We start from the raw sequence: 20035 nt of genomic DNA, 5'->3' as shown, positions 1-20035 counted from the left end.
AGCCAATCATCCCAAAAAGGCAAAGGGCGCCTTTCCGGGATGCTCGTCTTATGCTTGTCGCCTCTACCCAAGCCGCTTCCGCTTTTTTATTAACAAAGTACGTCTCCTAATTTTTCTGTTAATTTCATGTTTTCTCTATAATCAACTGGACAATCGATTAGTACAGGTTTATTTAAGGAAATTGCTTTTTCTAAAGTTGGTTTTAATTCTTCGCCTTTTTGTATTTGCATTGCTTCAAACCCATATGATTTTGCAAGTTGTATAAAATCGGGGTTCTCAAATTTTATATAGGAAGAACGTTGGAATTTTTTCTGCTGATGCCATTCGATTAGCCCATATCCTTCATCTCTCCATAATAGAACGATAATTGGAAGGTGGAGACGCTTGGCTGTTTCAAGCTCGGCACTTGTCATTTGGAAGGAGCCGTCTCCACAAACAGCAACGACATTACGATTTGGATGCACCATTTTTGCAGCAATTGCACTAGGGACGGCTACCCCCATAGATGCCAGACCATTTGATATTAGACAAGTGTTTGGTTGATACGTATGGTACATTCTAGCCATCCACATTTTATGGGCACCAACATCAGATATCACAATATCTTCTTCATTTAAAACAGACCGTAAATCTGAAACGATCTTCTGTGGTTTAATTGGGAAGCTTACGTCATCCTTAAATTGGTCTAATTCAGCTAGTGCATCTTTGCGCACATTTTTCACCCAATTATTATCTCTTTCTTTAGGAGAAAGTGACTCGTTTAACTTTTTTAAGTTTTCATTGATACTGCCAAGCACATTTAATGCAACGGGATAATTGGCATCGGTTTCTGCTTCTTCTGTATCAATGTGTAAAACTTTCGTTGCAGCTTCGGGGTTCCAGTTTTTTGGAGGATATTCCGCTATGTCAAAACCAATAGCAATAATTAAATCGGATTGTTTAAAGCCACAAGTAATATAATCTTTTCCGCCCATTCCTGCCGTAAGTAAACTAAGTTCATTTTCCCAAGATAGTGCTCCTTTCCCCATAAAAGAATGAACAACAGGTATGTTTGTTTTTTCAACTAGTGCATGCAAACTGTCGGAGGCATTCCCTCTAGTTATCCCATTTCCTGCTAAAATAAGTGGATGCTTCGCCTGTTCAATGATTTTAGCAGCCTCCTGTATAACTTGATCACCTGCTTCTGATAAGGGGTGCTGGGTGATTTCTAATGGAGTGGCGTCCATTTCCAGTTCCATAGCCGCAATATCTTCAGGAATATCGATATGAGTGGCACCAGGTTTTTCTTGAGTAGCCACTTGAAAGGCCTTACGAACCACTTCAGGTACAATTTCTGTCGTTTTAATCTGAGCATTCCATTTTGTAACGGGTTCATAGATTGAAACTAAATCATAATATTGGTGAGAGATTTTATGTTGACGTTCTAAACCTGCTTGCCCAGTTAATGCTACGAGTGGACTAAGGTCCATGTTGGAATTCGCTACACCCGTTAAAAGATTGGTTGCACCAGGACCTAATGTCGCTAAACAAACACCTGGTTTACCCGTGAGTCTTCCATATGTGCCAGCCATAAAAGCAGCACTTGTTTCGTGTCTAGTTAAAATAAATTCAATATTTGAATCAAGAAGGGCATCCATGATGTCGATATTTTCTTCACCAGGTACACCAAAGATATATTTCACCCCTTCATGTTCAAGACACTTAACTAGTAATTCAGCAACTCTCATAATAAACATCCTTTACAGTTTAGTTCAGTTCTCTGCGTATTTTTTGTATAAAAAAATTTTTTAAACTATTTTTAGAAAAATAGTGGAGTAGATATAGACCGATCCTTACTTCTTAAAATAGAAATGCTATTTAATGTGCAGTTGTCTCCTCAGAAATTCTAATTTAGTAAACTAATTGCACATTATATTCTGACAATATTGAAACCTTTTTGTAACTTAACCGTATATAGAGGTGAAGGAAATGTTATACTAGGAAAATTTATACACTATCAAGCTTTAGGAGTGGTATATGTAGGCTTTCTAATTTTTCATTACTAAATATTAGAAGGGGGACTTTTTATATGATGCAGTTTATTTGGTTAATTATACTTGGAATTATTTGTTTTCTATTGTTAATTGGTGGGGGAATAGGTTTCTTTATTTTTAAAAGACGCTACAAAACCGCAAGTTCAAATCAAGCACTTATCGTTACTGGTCCTAAATTAGGTGATCCTGAAAAAGATAATCGTATTTTTGTTGATGAAAATGGTAGAAGCATGAAAATCGTGCGTGGTGGCGGAATCCGATTAAGAATGTTCCAAACAAGTACACCAATCGATTTAACTTCTTTTCAACTTAATATTGTTTCACCTGAAGCATATACATCGGAAGGGGTACCGATAAAAGGTCACAGTGTAGCGGAAATAAGCATTGGCAGCAAGCTTGAAATTGTTGCTAACTACGCTGAAAAGTTTTTAGGAAAAAGCCAAAAGGAAAAAGAAAATGAATTAACAGAAGTATTAGAAGGTCATTTGCGGGCAATCATTTCGTCCTTAACAGTTGATGAAATTTATAAAGACTTTCAATCTGTTAATAAAAAAGTGAAAAGCATTGCGGAAGAAGATTTGAAAAACCTCGGATTTGAAATTACCTCGTTTTCCTTAAAAGAAATAAAGGATGTCGATGAGGAAAATGGCTATCTTGAAGCGCTGGGCAGACCGAGAATTGCTGAGGCAAGAAAAGATGCCGACATCGCAGAAGCTAACGCACAGCGCGAGACAAGAATGCATCGCGCGAAAACAGATCAAGAAGCAGAAGAAGATGAAATTAAACGGGAAACAATTATTGCAGAATCCAAAAAGAATAAAGATATTAAAAATGCTGAATATAAAGTAGAAGTCGAAAGAGCAAGAGCACGTTCTGAACAAGCATATAACTTAGAGCAAGCCCGTCTTAACCAACAAGTAAAAGAAGAAGAGATGCAAGTTCAGTATATTGAACGTCAGCGTCAAGTTTCGTTAGAAGAAGAAGAACAAAAACGTCGTAAAGCACAGGCGGATGCTGATGCTTATGATATTAAAGCTAAGGCAGAAGCAGAAGCTGAAAAGTCCCGAATTGACGGGGAAACGAAAACGGCTATTGAAAAGCAAAAAGGTCTTGCGGAAGCAGAAGTAGTTCGCGAACGAGGTCGTGCAGAAGCAGAGGCAAAAGAGCTAATGGCAGCGGCGATGGAGAAATATGGGGAAGCGGCTATTCTAGAAATGTTTATTGATATGCTTCCTAAGTATGCCCGCGAAATAGCACAACCATTATCCCAAATTGATGAAATGAAAATAATTGATATGGGAGGCGCAGAGTCCAACGGTGGATCAGCAAAAGTTACGAGCAATGTAACAAAAACTATGGCTGGTCTCCAAGAAAGCTTAAAAGAATCGACAGGAATGGATCTAAAGGCGATGCTAGAAAGCTTTGTATCTAGAGGAAAAGTGAACAATTTTGAAGGCTCTTCTACTAAAAGTGGAAAAATTCAAGCGGAACCAAATGAGGAGAGATTATCTCGTGAAAAAGAGGTTACGAATCAAAAGAGTGAATCTGTAAAAGGTTTAACAGAAGTCACTGAACCCCTTGAAAGTGAAAAGGAAGAAGAGGGAACGCAAGATATAATTAGTCAAAAGGAAAAAGAATAGTAGATAAAAAGTCTTGGGCTATATAAGTGGTCCAAGGCTTTTTAATAGATGGCTGTTTTCTAAAAGGTTGTTGCTTTTAACAACAGTTGAAAACACAGAGTGGATTGGAAAGGCACGGTCGAGTACCGTTAGACAACAAAATTTACGAAAACAGTCTAATAAATAGATACCTAATGCAATGAAAAAATGACAAATAGCATTTGAACCTCCTGTTTTCTCATTTACAAACAAAATGAATGGTACTTAAGCCACTAAAAAAGATATCTGCCAATGGCAGATATCTTTTAATTGAGAATATGAGAATAAAATTGAGAATGGGTACAGCGAATTATTTAACCTCTTGCGGTACGGATAAGCCAAGGGCTTCCGCAATTCGTGTTCCATACTCTTTGTCAGCTTTATAAAAATGGCCGATTTGGCGAAGTTTGATTTCATCGCTTTCGACAGGTTTCATTGCACCGACAATGTTTTGAACGAGACGTGTACGCTCCTCTTCGCTTAAGAGACGGTAAAGATCTCCAGCTTGTGTGTAATGGTCATTATGATCATATGCAACATTCTCTGCTACACCTGAAACAGGGTATGCAGCCTGTTTATCTTCAGGAGATTCTTTAGGGCCTCCTAGGCTATTTGGTTCATAATAAACGGAACCTCCGCCGTTGTTATCTACACGCATTTGACCATCGCGTTGATAAGTATTCACTTCATTTTTTGGACGGTTGATTGGCAATGAGTTGTGATTTGCACCGACACGATAACGGTGTGCATCAGCATATGCGAATAAACGTCCTTGAAGCATTTTATCTGGAGAAACATCAATACCAGGCACTAATGTTCCAGGAGAGAACGTTGCTTGTTCTACTTCAGCAAAATAGTTTTCTGGATTTCTATTTAGTACCATATTACCAACTTCAATTAGCGGATAATCTTTTTGTGACCAAACTTTTGTAACATCAAACGGATCAAATTTGTAAGTATTAGCATCTTCTAACGGCATGATTTGCACGTATAGTTTCCATTTAGGGAAGTCGCCTTTGTCAATTGCATTAAATAGATCTTCTGTATGATAATCAGGATTTTCGCCTGCAATACGTGTTCCAACTTCTTCTGTTATGTTTTTGACCCCTTGCTCTGTTCTGAAGTGGTATTTTACCCACACTCCGTCACCATCAGCATTTACCCATTTGAATGTATGACTTCCGTATCCATGCATATGACGCAAGGTAGCAGGAATACCGCGGTCTGACATTAGAATCGTTACTTGATGTAATGACTCAGGTGAAAGAGACCAGAAATCCCAAACAGCATTAGGGTTTTTTAAATGAGTTTGTGGATGACGCTTTTGTGTATGAATGAAATCCGGGAACTTAATCGCATCACGAATGAAGAATACAGGTGTGTTGTTTCCTACGATATCGTAGTTTCCTTCTTCTGTATAAAATTTCACAGCAAATCCGCGTGGATCACGAACAGTGTCAGCAGATCCGTTCTCGCCGGCTACTGTAGAGAAACGAATGAATAAAGGAGTTCGTTTACCTACTTCGGAAAGAAAGTTAGCTTTTGTATATTTTGTTAAGTCATTTGTTACTTCAAAGTATCCATGTGCTCCTGCACCTTTGGCATGAACAACACGCTCAGGTACTCGTTCTCTATTAAAATGAGCCAATTTTTCTAGTAAATGAACATCTTGAATTAATGTTGGTCCACGAGAACCGGCTGTCATGGAGTTTTGATTGTCTCCGACTGGTGCTCCCCAACTAGTTGTAAGTTTTTTATTATTTTTGCTCATAAAAATCACCCCACCAAGTTTATTAGTACAAAAATAATGATAACACTTTTCAATAAAAAATCAATATCTTTTTATAATAATTATAAATAAATAAAAATTATAATCATTATAGTAGAAAAGCAAATCTATTATCTTGGTCCTTATATTAGTCTATGACTCTTATTTTGGAAATATTAAAAAAGCAGTGGAATGAGAAGAAAAGGCTTATAGTGAGAAAAGAAAAACAGGACGAGCGTATGGCAAGTCCTGTCTAGTGGTTAGTAAGGTAATTTTATTACTTCCAAATATAGTATATGATGACCATCAATTTCTTTAACTGTAAAACAATAGCCTTGTTCCTCTATTTTATCGCCAAGTTGAACTTCATACTTTTGTGTAAGGAACCACCCGCCGATTGTATCTACGTCTTCTTCCTCTAACTCAATACCAAGCAGGTCATTTACATCTTCAATCAGCATTATTGCATCAAATATATAATGATCTTCTTTTATTTTCCTAACTTCCGGAATTTCGTCATTATCAAACTCATCACGTATTTCCCCAACTATTTCTTCAATGATATCTTCAATTGTCACAAGTCCTGCTGTACCGCCATATTCATCAAGTAAGATGGCCATCGGAGACCTTTCTTTCTGGAGTTTGACGAGTAAGGATTGAATAGGAATGGTCTCGATCACTCTTATAACCGGTTTAGTGAAACTTTGAAGGTTTGCTTCTTCTGTTTCCTTATCTACAAGTGTTGTCAAAAGCTCTTTTATATTCACTACACCTAGAATGTTATCTTTATCTCCATCTACAACAGGATAGCGTGTATAGCGTTCAGAGTTGATGACGGAAACAACTTCGTCGATATCCGAATTTGCTGAGAGAGTAACAATATTTGTCCTCGGAACCATAATTTCTTTTGCGATTCTCTCATCAAAGTCAAATATTTTATTTACGTAATTATATTCAGAAGAATTGATTTCGCCGCTTTCAAAGCTTTCAGAAAGAATAATTCTTAATTCTTCTTCTGAATGGGCCATTTCACTTTCGCTAACCGATTTCAGACCGAACAATTTAGTAATAAGTCGGGCAGAATTATTTAACACCCATATAAATGGGAAAGCAACCCGATAGAAGAGAATCAATGAGCCAGAAAAGTTAAGTGTAATGGTCTCTGCTTTTTGAATTGCTACTGTTTTCGGTGCAAGTTCTCCGATAACAACATGGACAAACGTGATAACAGAAAAAGCAATGACAAAAGAAAGAATGCTTGTGATGGAAGAGTTTAGGTCCACCTTTTCGAAAAGAGGATGAAGTATTGCTTCGACCGTTGGTTCGCCAAGCCATCCCAATCCTAAGGCAGTAATAGTTATTCCAAGCTGGCAAGCCGATAAATATTCGTCAAGGTTTGAGACGACCTTTTTTGCCGCTACAGCTTTTTTATTTCCTTCTGCAACTAACTGATCGAGTCGGGATGCACGAATTTTCACAATGGCAAATTCGGATGCTACAAAAAAGCCAGTTAATCCTATTAAAAGGGTGACCAAAAGTAAATTAATTAAATTGTCCAATGAGTGGAAGCTGTTTCACAATGATAATGATTCAGCTTCTAACACCTCCTAAAGCTTAAGTGTCATTAAATAGTAAAAAATATCGTGTTGGAAACTCTTGAAATTAAGGTATCAAGAGTATATCCTTTTAAAAGTATTGTACTCTTATCAATTCCCAAAAAGTAATTTTTAAATAATTTTTACAGTGTAAATTATGATACAATCATAAGTAATTATCTTGGACAAAACAATTTTTTTGATTATAAAGTGAAACTTCAATTAGTGGGGGTTACTGTCCATTAATGCAGGATAAAAAGTAATTTGAAAGGAGAACGATTATGGCTGATGTATTTAATCAGAATATCATTGTTTCAATAGTCATCGCCTTTTCGGTCTACCTCATTTTAAGAGGGATTGCTATTTTCTTTGGAAAAGCAGGAAAAGGATACTTGGAGAATTCCGACTCAAATGCTAAGAAGTTATACTTGCAGCTAATAGGTGGATATTACATTCTTTCAGGAGTGCTTGGTCTATTTCTTCCTGGCCTTGACTGGAAAACAGAAGATATTTACTTTTCGATAGGAATTTATGCGATAATTTCGGTTGCCTATTGGGTAGGCCTTGATTTCTTTATGAAAAAAGAGAAGAAGCTTCAACAAAATTAATTAGGAAAAAGACTGCGCGTGAGTTTGTTTACTCACGCGCAGTCTTTTTTTGTTGTCCCAACGATATTATTCTTAAACCAATGCCTCTAGTAAAATGAATCCAAGTTTTACCTTATCCCAGAAATTAATATAGTCATTATTATTCAAAAGAATGTTTGAACGTTTGAGTTCTCTGTCATATACTATATTCAAAAGAACTTTTGAATGTTGAGGTGATTCAGATGAAGGATATAGAAGTTTGTGAAGTAACATGCGTTGATGAGGAGAAGGTGAGCAGATTAAAAGAAGAGCTACTTACTCATAATACGAATAAAGTTGCAGTGTTGTTCAAAGCTTTATCAGATAGTACGCGAATGAAAATTGCTTATGCTTTGGCAGTTGAAAAAGAATTATGTGTGTGCGATGTAGCGAATATCGTTGGTTCTTCGACAGCGACAGCATCTCATCATTTGCGCTTACTTCGTAAACAAGGTCTTGCTAAATATGAAAAAAGGGGAAAGCTTGTTTATTATTCCCTTGACGACCACCATGTAAAACAGTTAATTCAAATTGCTGTAGAGCATCAGCAGGAGGTGGATAGTCGCGATGAGTGAAAGTAATGCAAAACAAACATACAGAGTAGAAGGGTTTACTTGTGCAAATTGTGCAGCTAAATTCGAAAATAATGTTCAAAATTTAGAAGGTGTCGAGGATGCAAAAGTTAACTTTGGTGCCTCAAAGCTTACGGTTTATGGAAACACCACAATAGAAAGTTTAGAAAAAGCAGGTGCATTCGAAGGTCTTAAGTTAAGGGAAGACAGGGATAAACAATTTGTGAAAAGAGATTCCTTCTTAAAAAGAAATATGTACGTGTTATTAGCTTGTATACTTGTCGTATTTGCTTACGTTTCACAAACTATTAATGGTGAAGATTCCTTGTGGACAATAGCGATATTTTTTTCCGCGATAGCTATCGGAGGATTTCGTTTATTTAAGACTGGCTTACTTAATTTGATACGTCTTGAGTTTGATATGAGAACATTGATGACGATCGCCATAATAGGAGCAGCGATAATAGGTGAATGGGGAGAAGGGGCGATTGTCGTTATCCTATTCGCTATAAGTGAGAGGTTAGAGGCGTACTCTATGGACAAAGCCCGTGAATCAATTCGGTCGTTAATTGACCTCGCACCTAGTGAGGCACTTATTGAACGGGACGGTAAAGAACAGCTTATTGAAGTGGAAGATATTCAAATAGGCGACGTTATGATTGTCAAACCGGGGCAAAAAATTGCGATGGATGGACAAGTAGAGAGTGGCCTCTCTTCTGTCAACCAAGCTGCGATTACTGGTGAATCCGTTCCTGTCGAGAAATCTTTAGGTGATGATGTTTTTGCAGGAACATTAAATGCAGAAGGTTATTTAAAAGTGAGAGTGACAAAAAGAGTTGAAGATACAACGCTTGCGAAAATCACCCATTTAGTCGAAGAAGCACAGGGAGAAAAGGCTCCATCGCAAGCTTTTGTTGATCGGTTTGCAAAATACTACACACCAATCATTATTGGAATCGCCTTTCTTGTTGCGCTCATCCCACCGTTAGTGATGGGGCTTGAATGGTCAACATGGATTTATCAAGGATTAGCAGTACTCGTTGTTGGCTGTCCTTGTGCGTTAGTCATTTCTACCCCTGTTTCCATTGTTACCGCAATAGGAAACGCAGCCAGCAAAGGGGTATTAATTAAAGGTGGAGTTTATTTAGAAGAGTTAGGACAATTAAAAGCGATTGCTTTTGATAAGACGGGTACATTAACAAAAGGAACACCAGAAGTAACTGACTTCATTTTATTAGAGAACCTGGATGAGAAAGAGGTTTGGAGTAAAATTGCGGCACTCGAATTTTACTCACAGCACCCATTAGCTGCTGCATTAGTAAGAAAAGCGGAGGAAAATAATATTGATTTTCGAAACATTTCTATAACTAACTTCTTATCCCATACAGGAAAGGGCATCAGTGGAGATATAGATGGTGCGGAATATTTTATCGGGAATGAAAAACTTTTTGATGCTGTTCCTCAGCAGAAAATCAAGGATTTGCAGTTGAATGGAAAAACAGTAATGGTCTTTGGAAAGGAAAATCACCCGCTTGCGCTCATCGGTGTTGCTGATGAAGCAAGAGAAACAAGTAGAAATGTTATAGAAGAGCTTCATCGTTTAGGGATTAAACAGACAATTATGTTAACTGGAGACAATGAAGCTACAGGGGAAGCAATCGCAGCAAAATTAAAGGTGAAAGATATAAAGGCTAGTTTATTGCCAGAACAAAAATTAGATTTTATAAAATCTTATCAAAAAAAATATGGAAAAGTCGCGATGGTAGGAGATGGTGTAAATGATGCTCCTGCACTTGCCGCTGCGACCGTTGGTGTTGCAATGGGTGGGGCAGGTACGGATACTGCGCTTGAAACGGCAGACATCGCACTGATGAGTGATGACCTCGAGAAACTACCTTTTATCGTAACATTGAGTAGGAAAGCACTAACGGTTATTAAGCAAAATATAACGTTTGCGATTGGAATCAAAATTATCGCATTGCTGCTTGTTGTTCCTGGTTGGCTTACACTGTGGATTGCAATATTCGCTGATATGGGAGCAACATTAATTGTAACGTTAAATGGTTTAAGGCTATTACGAGTTAAACAATAACTATCCGCTAGTGGGTCACGATTTTACTGATTGAGTAGTTTTGATATAGGGAGGGATTGTTTATGAGCGGTCATCACGACCATGGTCACCATCATCATGGACATTCAACGAATAAAAAAGTATTGTTTATTAGTTTCCTATTAATTTTCCTATTTATGATAGTCGAAGTAATAGGAGGCATCTTGACAAATAGTTTAGCGCTTCTTTCCGATGCAGGGCATATGTTAAGTGATGCAGCGGCATTAGGATTAAGTTTATTTGCCTTTTACGTTGGAGAAAAAACATCTAATAAAGCGAAAACGTATGGATACAAACGGTTTGAAATCCTTGCAGCATTTTTAAATGGGCTCACACTTTTGCTAATTTCGCTTTATATATTTTGGGAAGCATATAATCGATTTTTAGAACCACCGTCTGTTTCTGCCAATATGATGTTTATTGCAATCATTGGACTTGTCGTGAACATTATTGTTGCTTGGATGTTAATGAAAGGTGATACAGAGCATAATTTAAATGTGAGAAGTGCTTTTCTTCATGTCATAGGTGATATGCTTGGGTCCGTCGGAGCAATTATTGCTGGGGTCTTTATCTACTTTTTTGATTGGACACTTGCCGATTCATTGGCATCTGTCATTGTATCGGTTCTTATTTTAATAAGTGGATGGAGAGTTACGAAGGATGCATTTCATATATTGATGGAAGGTACACCAGCCAATTTAGATGCTTTGGCGATAAAAAAGGAGATACAATCATTTCAAGGCGTAAAAGATCTTCATGATTTACATGTTTGGTCGATTACCTCTGATTTTCCTGCATTTAGTTGTCATGTAGTTGTAGACGATACAGTAAATAGAGACGATATGTTAGCTAAAATATCCTCGTATCTTGAAAAAGAGTTTAATATTGAACATTGTACGATTCAAATTGAGGGAGAGACTGTAAAAGAAGGTTGTCATCATTCTTGTACGTTAAGTAGTGAGTGATAAAACGAGAATTTTTTACAGCAAAAAATAGTACGCATACATCGTATAATGCTTGTTGAAATACTGCAGCTCTTGTAAAAAGAAGGAGTAGGCCCCAGTAGCCTATTCCTTCTTTCCATTTAAGTAGCTTATGGTACTTCGTGTCCCATTGAACTATGCAAAATGTTAAACCATTGATCATGATTTAATTCGATTGTTAATGCTTGGACGGCATCTGTGATACGTTCTTTTTTTCCAGAACCAATAATCGGCATAATGTTTGCGGGATGATTTAACAACCATGCATACATAATTTGATCTATTCCTTTTGCTCCAACTTCTTCGGCTGTTTTTTGTAATGTGGAACGTAAGCGGCTTGATTTCTCATCTTTACCGTTAAAAACTTTTCCGCCAGCTAAAGGCGACCATGCCATCGGAGCTACCCGCTTTTCTTGGCATAAATTTAATGTACCGTCATCAAAGTTTTCTAAGTTGTAGACAGAAAGTTCGAGTTGATTTGTTACTAAATCAAATGGTAAAAAGGATTGAAGCATATCCCATTGGTGATCTTTAAAGTTGGAAATGCCAAATGTATGAACTTTCCCTTCTTTTTGTAGTTGAATAAAGGCGTCTGCAACTTCTGCAGGGTTCATATAAGGATCGGGTCTGTGAATTAATAGCGTATCTATGTAATCTGTATTTAGATTCGTTAAAGATTGTTCAACAGAATGGATGATATGTTGTTTGCTTGTATTATAGTGATGTGTTTTGTGAGCAGGTCTATTACTAGAAGGAAGCACGATTCCGCATTTCGTTACAATCTCCATTTTCTCTCTTAATGAAGGTTTCTCACGGATAGCATCTCCAAATAATGCTTCGCAAGTATAGCTTCCGTATATATCAGCATGATCAAAAGTAGTAATGCCAAGCTCTAAACAATGTTCGATTAACGATAACGTTTCCGAAGTAGATTGATTCCAGTCCGCTAGTCTCCATAACCCATGTATAACTCTTGAAAAAGATAATTCTTCCGTCATTTGAATTCTTTCCATTAAGAAAACCTCTTTTCATTCAGAATATTTGTGGCTAATATAAACTGTATAATAATAGAAAGTGAATGGGAAATTAAATGATTGAATTGGAATAGGATTTACGGGAAAATTCTTGAAAAATTATAGTATGTGTGGCAAAGTATTTCATGAAGTAAACGTTTAAAACCATTTAAATAGAGCGAGAATTGTAGGGGGACCGGTGTTGCCGGTTGAGAGTGTGTCCTAATAAGACACTAACCCTTGGAACCTGATCTGGTTGAAACCAGCGGAGGAAACATATTCTTAACAGTAACTTTACCTGTTTTAGAAATATGCGCCTTGGGTTCACGAAACCCGGGGCGCTTTTAGTATTCAACAGGTGATTTTATTCTAGTATTCACCTGTTGAAATAATAGCTGTATTTAACAGTTGAATTCTCGGTTGAATTCTCGTTATCCCCACATATTAGTTCTATTATGAAATTTTTTATCGTTTACATACATAAGAAAGGGGAAAGAAGATGAAAAAGTGGATTAGTATCCTATGTGTTGTGTTTCTATTGACAGCATGCGGAAGCCAACAAAAGGAAGAAGGCTCACAGGGAGAAAAGGAATCGCTTAAGAAAGTATCGGTAGTATTGGACTGGACACCAAACACAAATCATACTGGGTTATATGTAGCGAAAGAAAAAGGCTATTTTAAAGAGGAAGGGCTTGATGTTGACATTATTATGCCGGGGGAAGCTGGCGCTGACCAGCTTGTTGCTTCTGGTAAAGCAGAGTTTGGTGTTAGTTATCAAGAGGGTATTACACAAGCTAGAGTAGAAGGTGTTCCCATTGTTTCCATTGCGGCTGTTATTCAGCATAATACTTCTGGTTTTGCAGCTCCAAAACAAAAAAATATTACTTCACCAAAAGATTTTGAAGGCAAAACATATGGTGGCTGGGGTTCTCCTGTTGAAGAGGCAGTTATGGCTTCCATTATGAAAAAGGAAGATGCTGATATAGACAAGGTGAAATTTGTTAATATGGGTGACGCTGACTTTTTTACAGCTGTTAAAAGGGACGTTGATTTTGCATGGATTTATTATGGATGGACTGGAATTGAAGCAGAATTACGAGGAGAAGAGCTAGATATGTTATACGTAAATGAGTATTCTGACAAGCTCGACTACTACACTCCTGTTCTATCAACAAATGAAAAAATGGTGAAGGAAAATCCTGAAACAATAAAAGCGTTCTTAGCAGCTGCATCAAAAGGATATCAAGTTGCCATTGACGATCCTAGTGAAGCAGCTAACATATTAAGCGATGCTGTACCTGATTTAGATGAGGAGTTAGTAAAGAAAAGTCAAGAGTGGCTTGCAAATCGATATCAAGACGATGCACCGAGATGGGGAGAACAAAAGCTTGAAGTATGGGAAAACTATGCAAATTGGATGTATGAAAACAAACTGTTAGAAGAAAAGTTGGATGCGAAAAAAGCATTTACAAATGAATTTTTACCAAAATAAGGGGTGGTATTAATGGGGAACTCGCTAGTTAGTATACAAATAATACCGAAAACACAAAATGGAGAAGATGTTATTCCATATGTAGATGAAGCTATTTCGATTATAAAGCAGTCTGGAGTAAAGTTTGAAGTACATCCTTTAGAAACAACGATGGAGGGAGAACTTTCGGAATTGTTTCACGTTATAGAAAAGATGAACAAGCGAATGATTGAAATCGGCAGTACCAATGTAATCTCACAGATTAAAGTGCTTTATCAGCCTGAGGGGATTGAGATGGAAACACTTACGGAGAAATATCGTCCATGAAACGAATTTTTCAAAAAGGGTGGCGACCATGTTTGGTCATCATCCTTTTATTTCTCATATGGGAGCTTGTAACGAATTTTGCCGAAGTCCCTAGTTGGCTTTTACCTGCACCGTCTGAAATATGGAAAGAAACTATCACAGTATGGCCAACTTTCGAGGAGCATCTCCTTGCAACTGTTATGTTAACAGTTGCTGGCTTCGGAATTGGTTGCGCAACAGGATTACTCGTCGCAGTTGCATTGCATTTGTTGCCGAAAGTAAGAGAGTCACTATACCCATTAATAATTCTGTCCCAAAACATTCCAATTATTGTACTTGCACCATTACTTGTTATTTGGTTTGGGTTTGGATTATTGCCGAAAATGATTGTTATTACACTTGTCTGCTTTTTCCCTGTAGCAGTTGCTGCTCTTGATGGTTTTAGACAAACCGGATCAGAACTTATTCATTATATGAAAATGGCTGGAGCAACGAAAGGTCAAATTTTTAAAAAACTTGAATGGCCACATGCATTGCCATCGATTTTTTCTGGACTAAAAATTTCTGCTACTTATAGTGTTATGGGAGCAGTTATTTCTGAATGGCTTGGATCGGAAAAAGGTATTGGCGTTTTTATGACACTTGCTTCTTCTTCTTTCCGAACAGATAGGGTATTTGTAGCTATTTTTACTATTATGATATTAAGTCTGGTATTTTTTGCAATAATCGTTGTATTAGAACGTTGGTTGATTAAGTGGCGAACTAAAGGTGAGGATATTACATGACAACACTAGAAATTAAAACAATAGAAAAATCATTTCAAGAAAACTTCGTGTTAAATAACCTTTCTTTACAAGTGAATGATGGGGAGTTTGTTTCGATTTTAGGTCCTTCTGGGAGCGGGAAAAGTACACTTTTTCACTTGATTGGCGGACTTTATCGTCCCGATCGCGGGGATATTTTATTAGATGGGCAATCTATTATTGGAAAAAGAGGCTCGATTAGTTATATGCCACAAACGCCTTCCCTTTTTCCTTGGAGAACAGTATTAGAAAATGTGTTATTAGGACAAGAATTAAAAGGAAAGAAAAATAAAAAAGAAGCAATTAATATGATGGAAAGGGTAGGATTAAAAGGGTTTGAAAATGCCTTTCCTCATCAATTATCAGGAGGAATGAAACAAAGAGCGGCCTTTGTCAGAGCGATGCTGAGTCCGCAAACGTTCCTTTGCTTGGATGAGCCATTTTCTGCATTGGACGAATTTACACGACTCGATATGCAAAAATGGCTGTTGTCCATTTGGGAAGAGGATAGAAGCTCTGTACTATTTGTTACACATAATATCGAAGAAGCATTATTTTTATCAGACCGAATACTTGTACTTTCGAGAAGGCCTGCGACTGTACAAAAAGAATTTCATGTTCCCTTCTCGCGACCAAGAAAAGAAGAAATACTATTAACCGAAGAATTTTTGCAATGGAAAACGAAAATCTATAAAGAACTCTCTCAATACGTATAAAACTCTCATAAAGAAATAGTTATTCTAAGTAAATATACCTATTTAAGGGTAGTGATTTTGAAAGAGGTTCATGATATTAATTAGGGATAAATACCAAATGGGATATATCAAATCCCTTCTACTATATAGGTAATTTATCCTATTTTCTTTTTATTTACTTCGCTCAAATTGAGAAAGTATGTATAATAAAGTGATGTGATTAGCTAGTTGCATAATAAGCTGAAGAGTCAGAAAAATTTTGCTTTTTAAGTTAATTAGCCATGATCAACAAATAGAAAGGTAGAGAGTTTCTCATCTACCATCTAATTTTTATTCTAAGGGGGACCATCTATGAAATTGAACTTAACAGCGAAGATTATTATTGCACTCATTTTAGGTGCAATTATTGGTTTGGTATTAAATTTATTTGCAAAAGATCTATTCGACATTTTAGACCCGTATTTATTTAATCCCCTCGGTCAAATCTTCTTAAATCTAATCAAAATGCTTGTAGTTCCAATTGTATTTGTATCCATCGTATTAGGTACAGCAGGGCTAGGAGATCCGAAGAAACTCGGAAGAATCGGTGTGAAAACGGTTTCTTACTTTTTGGTTACTACATGTATTGCCATCGTTATCGCAATTTGTCTAGCGTATGTGACGGATCCTGGAATGGTAGAAGGAATTGACAAGTCTCAAGCAGAATTTGAAACGGAAGAAGCACCGCCTGTTGGAGAGACGTTATTAGGCATTATTCCGGCAAATCCGTTAATGGCAATGGCAGAAGGAAACATGCTACAAATAATTGCATTCTCTATTTTTATTGGTTTAGGCTTAACGGCATTAGGGGAAAAAACAAAAGGTGTTTTAAATTTATTTGAACAAGTTAATGATGTGTTAATGTATCTTGTGAGACTCATAATGAAGTTTGCTCCTTATGGTACTTTCGGTTTAATAGCATCTGCTATTGGGAGTCAAGGTTTCGGTGCATTAAAAGCAATGGGACTATATTTTATTGTCGTGTTTGCTGCTTTAATTATTCACGCTATTGTAACGTATGGAGGTACTATTCTCTTCCTAGCGAAGAAGAGTCCGATTTGGTTCTTTAAAAATTTCAGTCCAGCGATGACGGTTGCATTCAGTACATCAAGCAGTAGTGCTACATTGCCTGTTTCAATGGATATTGCTCAAAATAAGTTGAACGTACCTAAATCAGTTAGTTCTTTCGTTCAGCCGCTTGGAGCAACAATCAATATGGACGGGACTGCAATTATGCAAGGGGTTGCAACTATCTTTATTGCTCAAGTATATGGAATAGATTTGAGTTTAGAACAGCTTATTACAGTGGTTTTAACAGCAGTGCTTGCTAGTATTGGTACAGCAGGTGTTCCAGGAGTCGGATTAATAATGCTTGCGATGGTATTAAGCAGTGTTGGTCTGCCTGTTGAAGGAATAGGGCTTATTTTAGGAATTGACCGTTTGCTTGATATGACAAGAACAGCAGTCAATATTTCTGGAGATGCTAGTTGTGCCTTATTTGTTGGAGAGTCAGAGAAAAAACGTACAATTAAGGAACAAAAAGGTGAAAAATAATGTATACAAAAAGGCTGGCAGCTTATTTGCCAGCCTTTTTGCATGCATTATTTTCAAAGAAAATGCTTATTTGTATTATTACGCTATATATAATGAGAAAGGAATTATCGATGGATGGCAGTAAAATAATTCATTCTCATATAATAGGAGGAAACACTAAATTAGTGGAAAAAAGGGAAGAGTAGAAAAAAATATAATTTTTTTGAACGAATTTCTTATTTGTACGTCTAATAAATGATATTCACTATCAATGTGATAAGAAAGGATTAAAGAGATGGAAGAGAAAGAGCTAATTAAAAAGGCAAAAAAAGGGGATCATGAAGCGTTTGCTCTTCTGTTTAAAGAAAACTATCCATTTCTCTTAAAATACTTGATAAAAATAACGCTGAAGCGAGATATAGCGGAAGAGTTGGCACAGGAAACGATGGCAAAATGTGTGGAAAAGATTCATCAATATAACGGAAAATCAAAATTTTCTTCATGGCTGATTACTATTGCTACAAATAAGTATATTGATGAGCAAAGAAAAAGAAAAAAGGAACAAAATTGGCAGAAGGAGGAATCTGATTACCGGAAGTTAAAATGGGAACTCGAGTCTCGTAATGAAGACTGGAATGACGTGCTCGCAGCTCTTGGCAAGTTGCCTGATGATACTAGATTAGTTATTATTTTGAAGCATTATTATGGGTATTCTTATGAGGAAATAGGTGTAATGACAAAGATTCCTGAAGGTACAGTAAAGTCGAGAGTTCACAACGGAATTACTTGGTTGAGAAAGGAGTTGAGAATAGATGAAGAAGAGTCTATCATCCGAACAAAGAGATGAGGGACAATTGGATAAATTGCTCAAGGAAGGTTTTGAACCGCTAGAAAAAAATATAGATGAAGATACTCCGACTCAGCAGTGGTTTGAACAGTTTGTAATCGAACAACAAAGCTTACAGCGTTCAAAACTAAAAAAAGATATATTATTATTTTTATGTGTTGCATGCCTTGTCCTTACAGCTTTTGCCATTACATTACTTCAACTGCCTATCCTCTTCCTTATTATCCAAGGAGCGGTATTTATATTGGCGACAGCATTCAGCAGTATTTCTTTTTTGAAGCAGGTGAAGAAAATATGACAAAAGAGGAATTGTATATTTTGCCTTTTGTTATTATCCTTTTGCTTATTCAAAGTATTTTTCTTTTCACAGATGCAAGGAAAAGAGGACATAATTATTGGTTTTGGGGACTATGGGGATTAATACAATGTCCGTTTCCAATTATTTTTTATTTACTATTTGCAAGAAAAGTTTGGAAGAGAAATAAACATAGGGAGGAATTTTAATGATTATAGTAACGACGGAAAGTGTGCCAGGTAAAGAAATTAGAGAGCTTAAAGGCTTTGTTAGGGGGAGTACTGTGCAGGCTAAACATATTGGAAAAGATATCATGGCAGGACTAAAAACAATTGTCGGCGGTGAAATTAGCGAATATAGCGAGTTGATGGAAGAGGCTAGAAATAAAGCGGTCGATCGCATGATTGCAGAAGCAGAAAGAATTGGTGCAAATGCTGTTGTTACCGTCCGCTTTGAGACATCAGCCGTCATGCAAAATGCTTCGGAAATTATTGTATATGGAACAGCTGTTGTGGTGGAATAAATGCCGGCATAGGACTGTACGTTAGTTAAATATAGGTTATTCAACATGTTATTACAAAAATAAGACCGGTGCGAGGCACCGGTCTTATTTTTGTGGGTTCTTTATTTTAGGCTGTTTTCGTAAAGATTGTTGCTTTTTAATGGAAATCGACGGGCAAGGTTCATAAGTAAAAACAACAATCTGTGAGAAAAGAGCCCTATTTTAAGAAAGTTTGTGACATTCCTTTTAATTTTAATGAATAAAATGTATAGGTTACTTAAAATCAGAGAAATATTGTTTGCCTATTAAGAGGAGGTTCGATACGTTGACTAGTTATGTAGAGAAAGCACTTTTTGAACATGACTTTTGGTTAAAAGTACTCCGAGACCATAGCATTTTTTTAGAAGGGGCACTTCATCATAAAGAAAAGGAAGATATAGCGAAAGCTGTCCATTTTAAAGAGTATTTTATAAAGGAGCTCGAAAAATTACCATCGCTATCAAAGGATCAATTAAGACAACTTAGTAAGCAAGTAGCACCACAAGTGAAGGCGTTAAAAGAATTTAAACTTTCGATTATTAAGCGGCAGTTACAAGGGGAAATTAAGATTCATTTCGGCCCTACTTTTATAAACCATATGGTGAATGAATTAGAAGAATACGAGAAAGTGTTAGGGTATTTAAAAAACGGAGAAGGACCGCCAATTTTTCACGAATTACACCATCATCTTCTTTGGCTCTCAGACGCTGCAGGGCATGCTGGAGCAATTTCGGGAACGGTTGATTTAGCCGAAAAAGACTTAAGACAAAAAGGGCTTATTTTTGAAAAACAATTTAATGAATTTTATCTTAAAGCAATAGAGCTTGCCAACTACTTAAGAGCGAATATTAGAACATTTCCTGCCCTTCGAAAGTTTAATGATGATGTGGACATTGAAATAAGACTTTTTCAAATCTTTTTAGAAGAATTAGAAGAAATGGAAATGAAGGAAGAAGTACTTGGAAGCTTTTCCGCTCAAATGGCAGATCATATGTACCGAGAGGAATCCTATTATATACAAAAAGTTGCAGAAGCGGAGAAGGTGTATCGTAGGGAATGAAAATTTCAGCTAATAAGAAAAAAGTGGGAGAGAGGACTGGCACAGAATAAAATAGCCAGCCCTTGTTCTGTCCCGTATTAACCGGCA

At 36.8% G+C, this 20035-nt stretch carries 20 protein-coding genes and 1 riboswitch; of the genes, 16 read left to right on the top strand and 4 right to left on the bottom strand.

The genetic code is table 11. The annotated features are described in order from the left end of the window. Positions 1-89: 89 nt before the first annotated feature. Positions 90-1727, bottom strand: a complete 1638-nt coding sequence (locus ACFSUL_RS10140) for an acetolactate synthase large subunit (protein ID WP_377935020.1) — start codon at positions 1725-1727, stop codon at positions 90-92. A 341-nt stretch (positions 1728-2068) separates the two neighbouring features. Between ACFSUL_RS10140 and ACFSUL_RS10135 the strand changes: the two genes are divergently transcribed. Next, complete coding sequence (locus ACFSUL_RS10135) at positions 2069-3673, top strand: flotillin family protein (RefSeq protein WP_377935018.1); 1605 nt, start codon at positions 2069-2071, stop codon at positions 3671-3673. 328 nt (positions 3674-4001) lie between these two features. Here ACFSUL_RS10135 and katA read toward each other — a convergent pair whose 3' ends face one another. Together katA and ACFSUL_RS10125 are read right to left on the bottom strand one after the other, a co-directional pair. Next, positions 4002-5462, bottom strand: coding sequence for a catalase KatA (gene katA / locus ACFSUL_RS10130; protein WP_377935016.1), 1461 nt, complete (start codon positions 5460-5462; stop codon positions 4002-4004). Positions 5463-5719: 257 nt separating this feature from the next. Next, entirely contained in the window at positions 5720-7018 is a 1299-nt protein-coding gene (locus ACFSUL_RS10125; protein ID WP_377935014.1) for a hemolysin family protein, read from the bottom strand. 317 nt (positions 7019-7335) lie between these two features. Between ACFSUL_RS10125 and ACFSUL_RS10120 the strand changes: the two genes are divergently transcribed. From ACFSUL_RS10120 to ACFSUL_RS10105, 4 genes are all read left to right on the top strand, one after another. Next, the gene (locus ACFSUL_RS10120; protein WP_071413250.1) at positions 7336-7662 is read left to right on the top strand and encodes a hypothetical protein; all 327 of its coding nucleotides are present in this window, start codon (positions 7336-7338) and stop codon (positions 7660-7662) included. Between the two features lie 221 nt (positions 7663-7883). After that, positions 7884-8255, top strand: a complete 372-nt coding sequence (locus ACFSUL_RS10115; RefSeq protein ID WP_377935012.1) for an ArsR/SmtB family transcription factor — start codon at positions 7884-7886, stop codon at positions 8253-8255. Continuing rightward, on the top strand, positions 8248-10344 hold the full coding sequence (locus tag ACFSUL_RS10110) for a heavy metal translocating P-type ATPase (RefSeq protein ID WP_377935009.1): 2097 nt from the start codon (positions 8248-8250) through the stop codon (positions 10342-10344). Before ACFSUL_RS10115 ends, ACFSUL_RS10110 begins: the two co-directional genes overlap by 8 nt. Positions 10345-10406: 62 nt before the next feature. Next, entirely contained in the window at positions 10407-11327 is a 921-nt protein-coding gene (locus ACFSUL_RS10105) for a cation diffusion facilitator family transporter (protein ID WP_377935007.1), read from the top strand. 128 nt (positions 11328-11455) lie between these two features. Here ACFSUL_RS10105 and ACFSUL_RS10100 read toward each other — a convergent pair whose 3' ends face one another. Continuing rightward, positions 11456-12358 (bottom strand): aldo/keto reductase, encoded by a 903-nt coding sequence (locus ACFSUL_RS10100; RefSeq protein WP_377935005.1) that lies wholly within the window; start codon positions 12356-12358, stop codon positions 11456-11458. A 179-nt stretch (positions 12359-12537) separates the two neighbouring features. Then, positions 12538-12649: riboswitch (TPP riboswitch) on the top strand. A 208-nt stretch (positions 12650-12857) separates the two neighbouring features. On the opposite strand from ACFSUL_RS10100, the gene ACFSUL_RS10095 reads away from it, so the two are divergent. From ACFSUL_RS10095 to ACFSUL_RS10045, 11 genes are all read left to right on the top strand, one after another. Then, on the top strand, positions 12858-13850 hold the full coding sequence (locus tag ACFSUL_RS10095) for an ABC transporter substrate-binding protein (protein ID WP_377935003.1): 993 nt from the start codon (positions 12858-12860) through the stop codon (positions 13848-13850). A 12-nt stretch (positions 13851-13862) separates the two neighbouring features. After that, a complete protein-coding gene (locus ACFSUL_RS10090) occupies positions 13863-14156 on the top strand; it encodes a thiamine-binding protein (protein ID WP_377935001.1) in 294 nt (97 codons plus the stop codon). Next, positions 14153-14920 (top strand): ABC transporter permease, encoded by a 768-nt coding sequence (locus ACFSUL_RS10085; RefSeq protein WP_377934999.1) that lies wholly within the window; start codon positions 14153-14155, stop codon positions 14918-14920. Before ACFSUL_RS10090 ends, ACFSUL_RS10085 begins: the two co-directional genes overlap by 4 nt. Then, positions 14917-15654 carry an ABC transporter ATP-binding protein gene (locus ACFSUL_RS10080; RefSeq protein WP_377934997.1) on the top strand — a complete coding sequence of 246 codons (738 nt, stop codon included), beginning with the start codon at positions 14917-14919 and terminating at the stop codon, positions 15652-15654. The genes ACFSUL_RS10085 and ACFSUL_RS10080 overlap by 4 nt, the downstream gene beginning before the upstream one ends. 330 nt (positions 15655-15984) lie before the next feature. Further along, positions 15985-17226: a dicarboxylate/amino acid:cation symporter gene (locus tag ACFSUL_RS10075; RefSeq protein ID WP_377934995.1), complete on the top strand. Its 1242-nt coding sequence runs from the start codon at positions 15985-15987 to the stop codon at positions 17224-17226. Further along, a complete protein-coding gene (locus ACFSUL_RS10070) occupies positions 17226-17411 on the top strand; it encodes a hypothetical protein (RefSeq protein WP_377934993.1) in 186 nt (61 codons plus the stop codon). The genes ACFSUL_RS10075 and ACFSUL_RS10070 overlap by 1 nt, the downstream gene beginning before the upstream one ends. Positions 17412-17500: 89 nt before the next feature. Then, positions 17501-18052, top strand: coding sequence for an RNA polymerase sigma factor SigY (sigY, locus tag ACFSUL_RS10065; RefSeq protein ID WP_377934991.1), 552 nt, complete (start codon positions 17501-17503; stop codon positions 18050-18052). Beyond that, positions 18018-18350, top strand: coding sequence for a YxlC family protein (locus tag ACFSUL_RS10060; RefSeq protein ID WP_377934989.1), 333 nt, complete (start codon positions 18018-18020; stop codon positions 18348-18350). The genes sigY and ACFSUL_RS10060 overlap by 35 nt, the downstream gene beginning before the upstream one ends. Beyond that, positions 18347-18556 carry a sigmaY antisigma factor component gene (locus ACFSUL_RS10055; protein ID WP_377934987.1) on the top strand — a complete coding sequence of 70 codons (210 nt, stop codon included), beginning with the start codon at positions 18347-18349 and terminating at the stop codon, positions 18554-18556. Before ACFSUL_RS10060 ends, ACFSUL_RS10055 begins: the two co-directional genes overlap by 4 nt. Further along, positions 18556-18870, top strand: coding sequence for a YbjQ family protein (locus ACFSUL_RS10050; RefSeq protein WP_071413237.1), 315 nt, complete (start codon positions 18556-18558; stop codon positions 18868-18870). Before ACFSUL_RS10055 ends, ACFSUL_RS10050 begins: the two co-directional genes overlap by 1 nt. 304 nt (positions 18871-19174) lie before the next feature. Beyond that, positions 19175-19948 carry a DUF2935 domain-containing protein gene (locus ACFSUL_RS10045; RefSeq protein WP_377934985.1) on the top strand — a complete coding sequence of 258 codons (774 nt, stop codon included), beginning with the start codon at positions 19175-19177 and terminating at the stop codon, positions 19946-19948. Positions 19949-20035 lie beyond the last annotated feature (87 nt).

It is taken from the genome of Bacillus seohaeanensis, assembly GCF_042684945.1.
Taxonomy (GTDB): Bacteria; Bacillota; Bacilli; order Bacillales; family Bacillaceae_B; genus Rossellomorea; species Rossellomorea seohaeanensis.
Note: the sequence above shows the minus strand (reverse complement) of the source record. Positions and strands in the feature narration are given on the sequence as shown.

What these genes read in the sequence shown, in the direction of transcription:
- ACFSUL_RS10140 (WP_377935020.1), bottom strand. Translation starts at nt 1,727, where the DNA reads ATGAGAGTTGCTGAATTACTAGTTAAGTGTCTTGAACATGAAGGGGTG.
- ACFSUL_RS10135 (WP_377935018.1), top strand. Translation starts at nt 2,069, where the DNA reads ATGATGCAGTTTATTTGGTTAATTATACTTGGAATTATTTGTTTTCTA.
- katA (WP_377935016.1), bottom strand. Translation starts at nt 5,462, where the DNA reads ATGAGCAAAAATAATAAAAAACTTACAACTAGTTGGGGAGCACCAGTC.
- ACFSUL_RS10120 (WP_071413250.1), top strand. Translation starts at nt 7,336, where the DNA reads ATGGCTGATGTATTTAATCAGAATATCATTGTTTCAATAGTCATCGCC.
- ACFSUL_RS10115 (WP_377935012.1), top strand. Translation starts at nt 7,884, where the DNA reads ATGAAGGATATAGAAGTTTGTGAAGTAACATGCGTTGATGAGGAGAAG.
- ACFSUL_RS10110 (WP_377935009.1), top strand. Translation starts at nt 8,248, where the DNA reads ATGAGTGAAAGTAATGCAAAACAAACATACAGAGTAGAAGGGTTTACT.
- ACFSUL_RS10105 (WP_377935007.1), top strand. Translation starts at nt 10,407, where the DNA reads ATGAGCGGTCATCACGACCATGGTCACCATCATCATGGACATTCAACG.
- ACFSUL_RS10100 (WP_377935005.1), bottom strand. Translation starts at nt 12,358, where the DNA reads ATGGAAAGAATTCAAATGACGGAAGAATTATCTTTTTCAAGAGTTATA.
- ACFSUL_RS10095 (WP_377935003.1), top strand. Translation starts at nt 12,858, where the DNA reads ATGAAAAAGTGGATTAGTATCCTATGTGTTGTGTTTCTATTGACAGCA.
- ACFSUL_RS10090 (WP_377935001.1), top strand. Translation starts at nt 13,863, where the DNA reads ATGGGGAACTCGCTAGTTAGTATACAAATAATACCGAAAACACAAAAT.
- ACFSUL_RS10085 (WP_377934999.1), top strand. Translation starts at nt 14,153, where the DNA reads ATGAAACGAATTTTTCAAAAAGGGTGGCGACCATGTTTGGTCATCATC.
- ACFSUL_RS10080 (WP_377934997.1), top strand. Translation starts at nt 14,917, where the DNA reads ATGACAACACTAGAAATTAAAACAATAGAAAAATCATTTCAAGAAAAC.
- ACFSUL_RS10075 (WP_377934995.1), top strand. Translation starts at nt 15,985, where the DNA reads ATGAAATTGAACTTAACAGCGAAGATTATTATTGCACTCATTTTAGGT.
- ACFSUL_RS10070 (WP_377934993.1), top strand. Translation starts at nt 17,226, where the DNA reads ATGTATACAAAAAGGCTGGCAGCTTATTTGCCAGCCTTTTTGCATGCA.
- sigY (WP_377934991.1), top strand. Translation starts at nt 17,501, where the DNA reads ATGGAAGAGAAAGAGCTAATTAAAAAGGCAAAAAAAGGGGATCATGAA.
- ACFSUL_RS10060 (WP_377934989.1), top strand. Translation starts at nt 18,018, where the DNA reads ATGAAGAAGAGTCTATCATCCGAACAAAGAGATGAGGGACAATTGGAT.
- ACFSUL_RS10055 (WP_377934987.1), top strand. Translation starts at nt 18,347, where the DNA reads ATGACAAAAGAGGAATTGTATATTTTGCCTTTTGTTATTATCCTTTTG.
- ACFSUL_RS10050 (WP_071413237.1), top strand. Translation starts at nt 18,556, where the DNA reads ATGATTATAGTAACGACGGAAAGTGTGCCAGGTAAAGAAATTAGAGAG.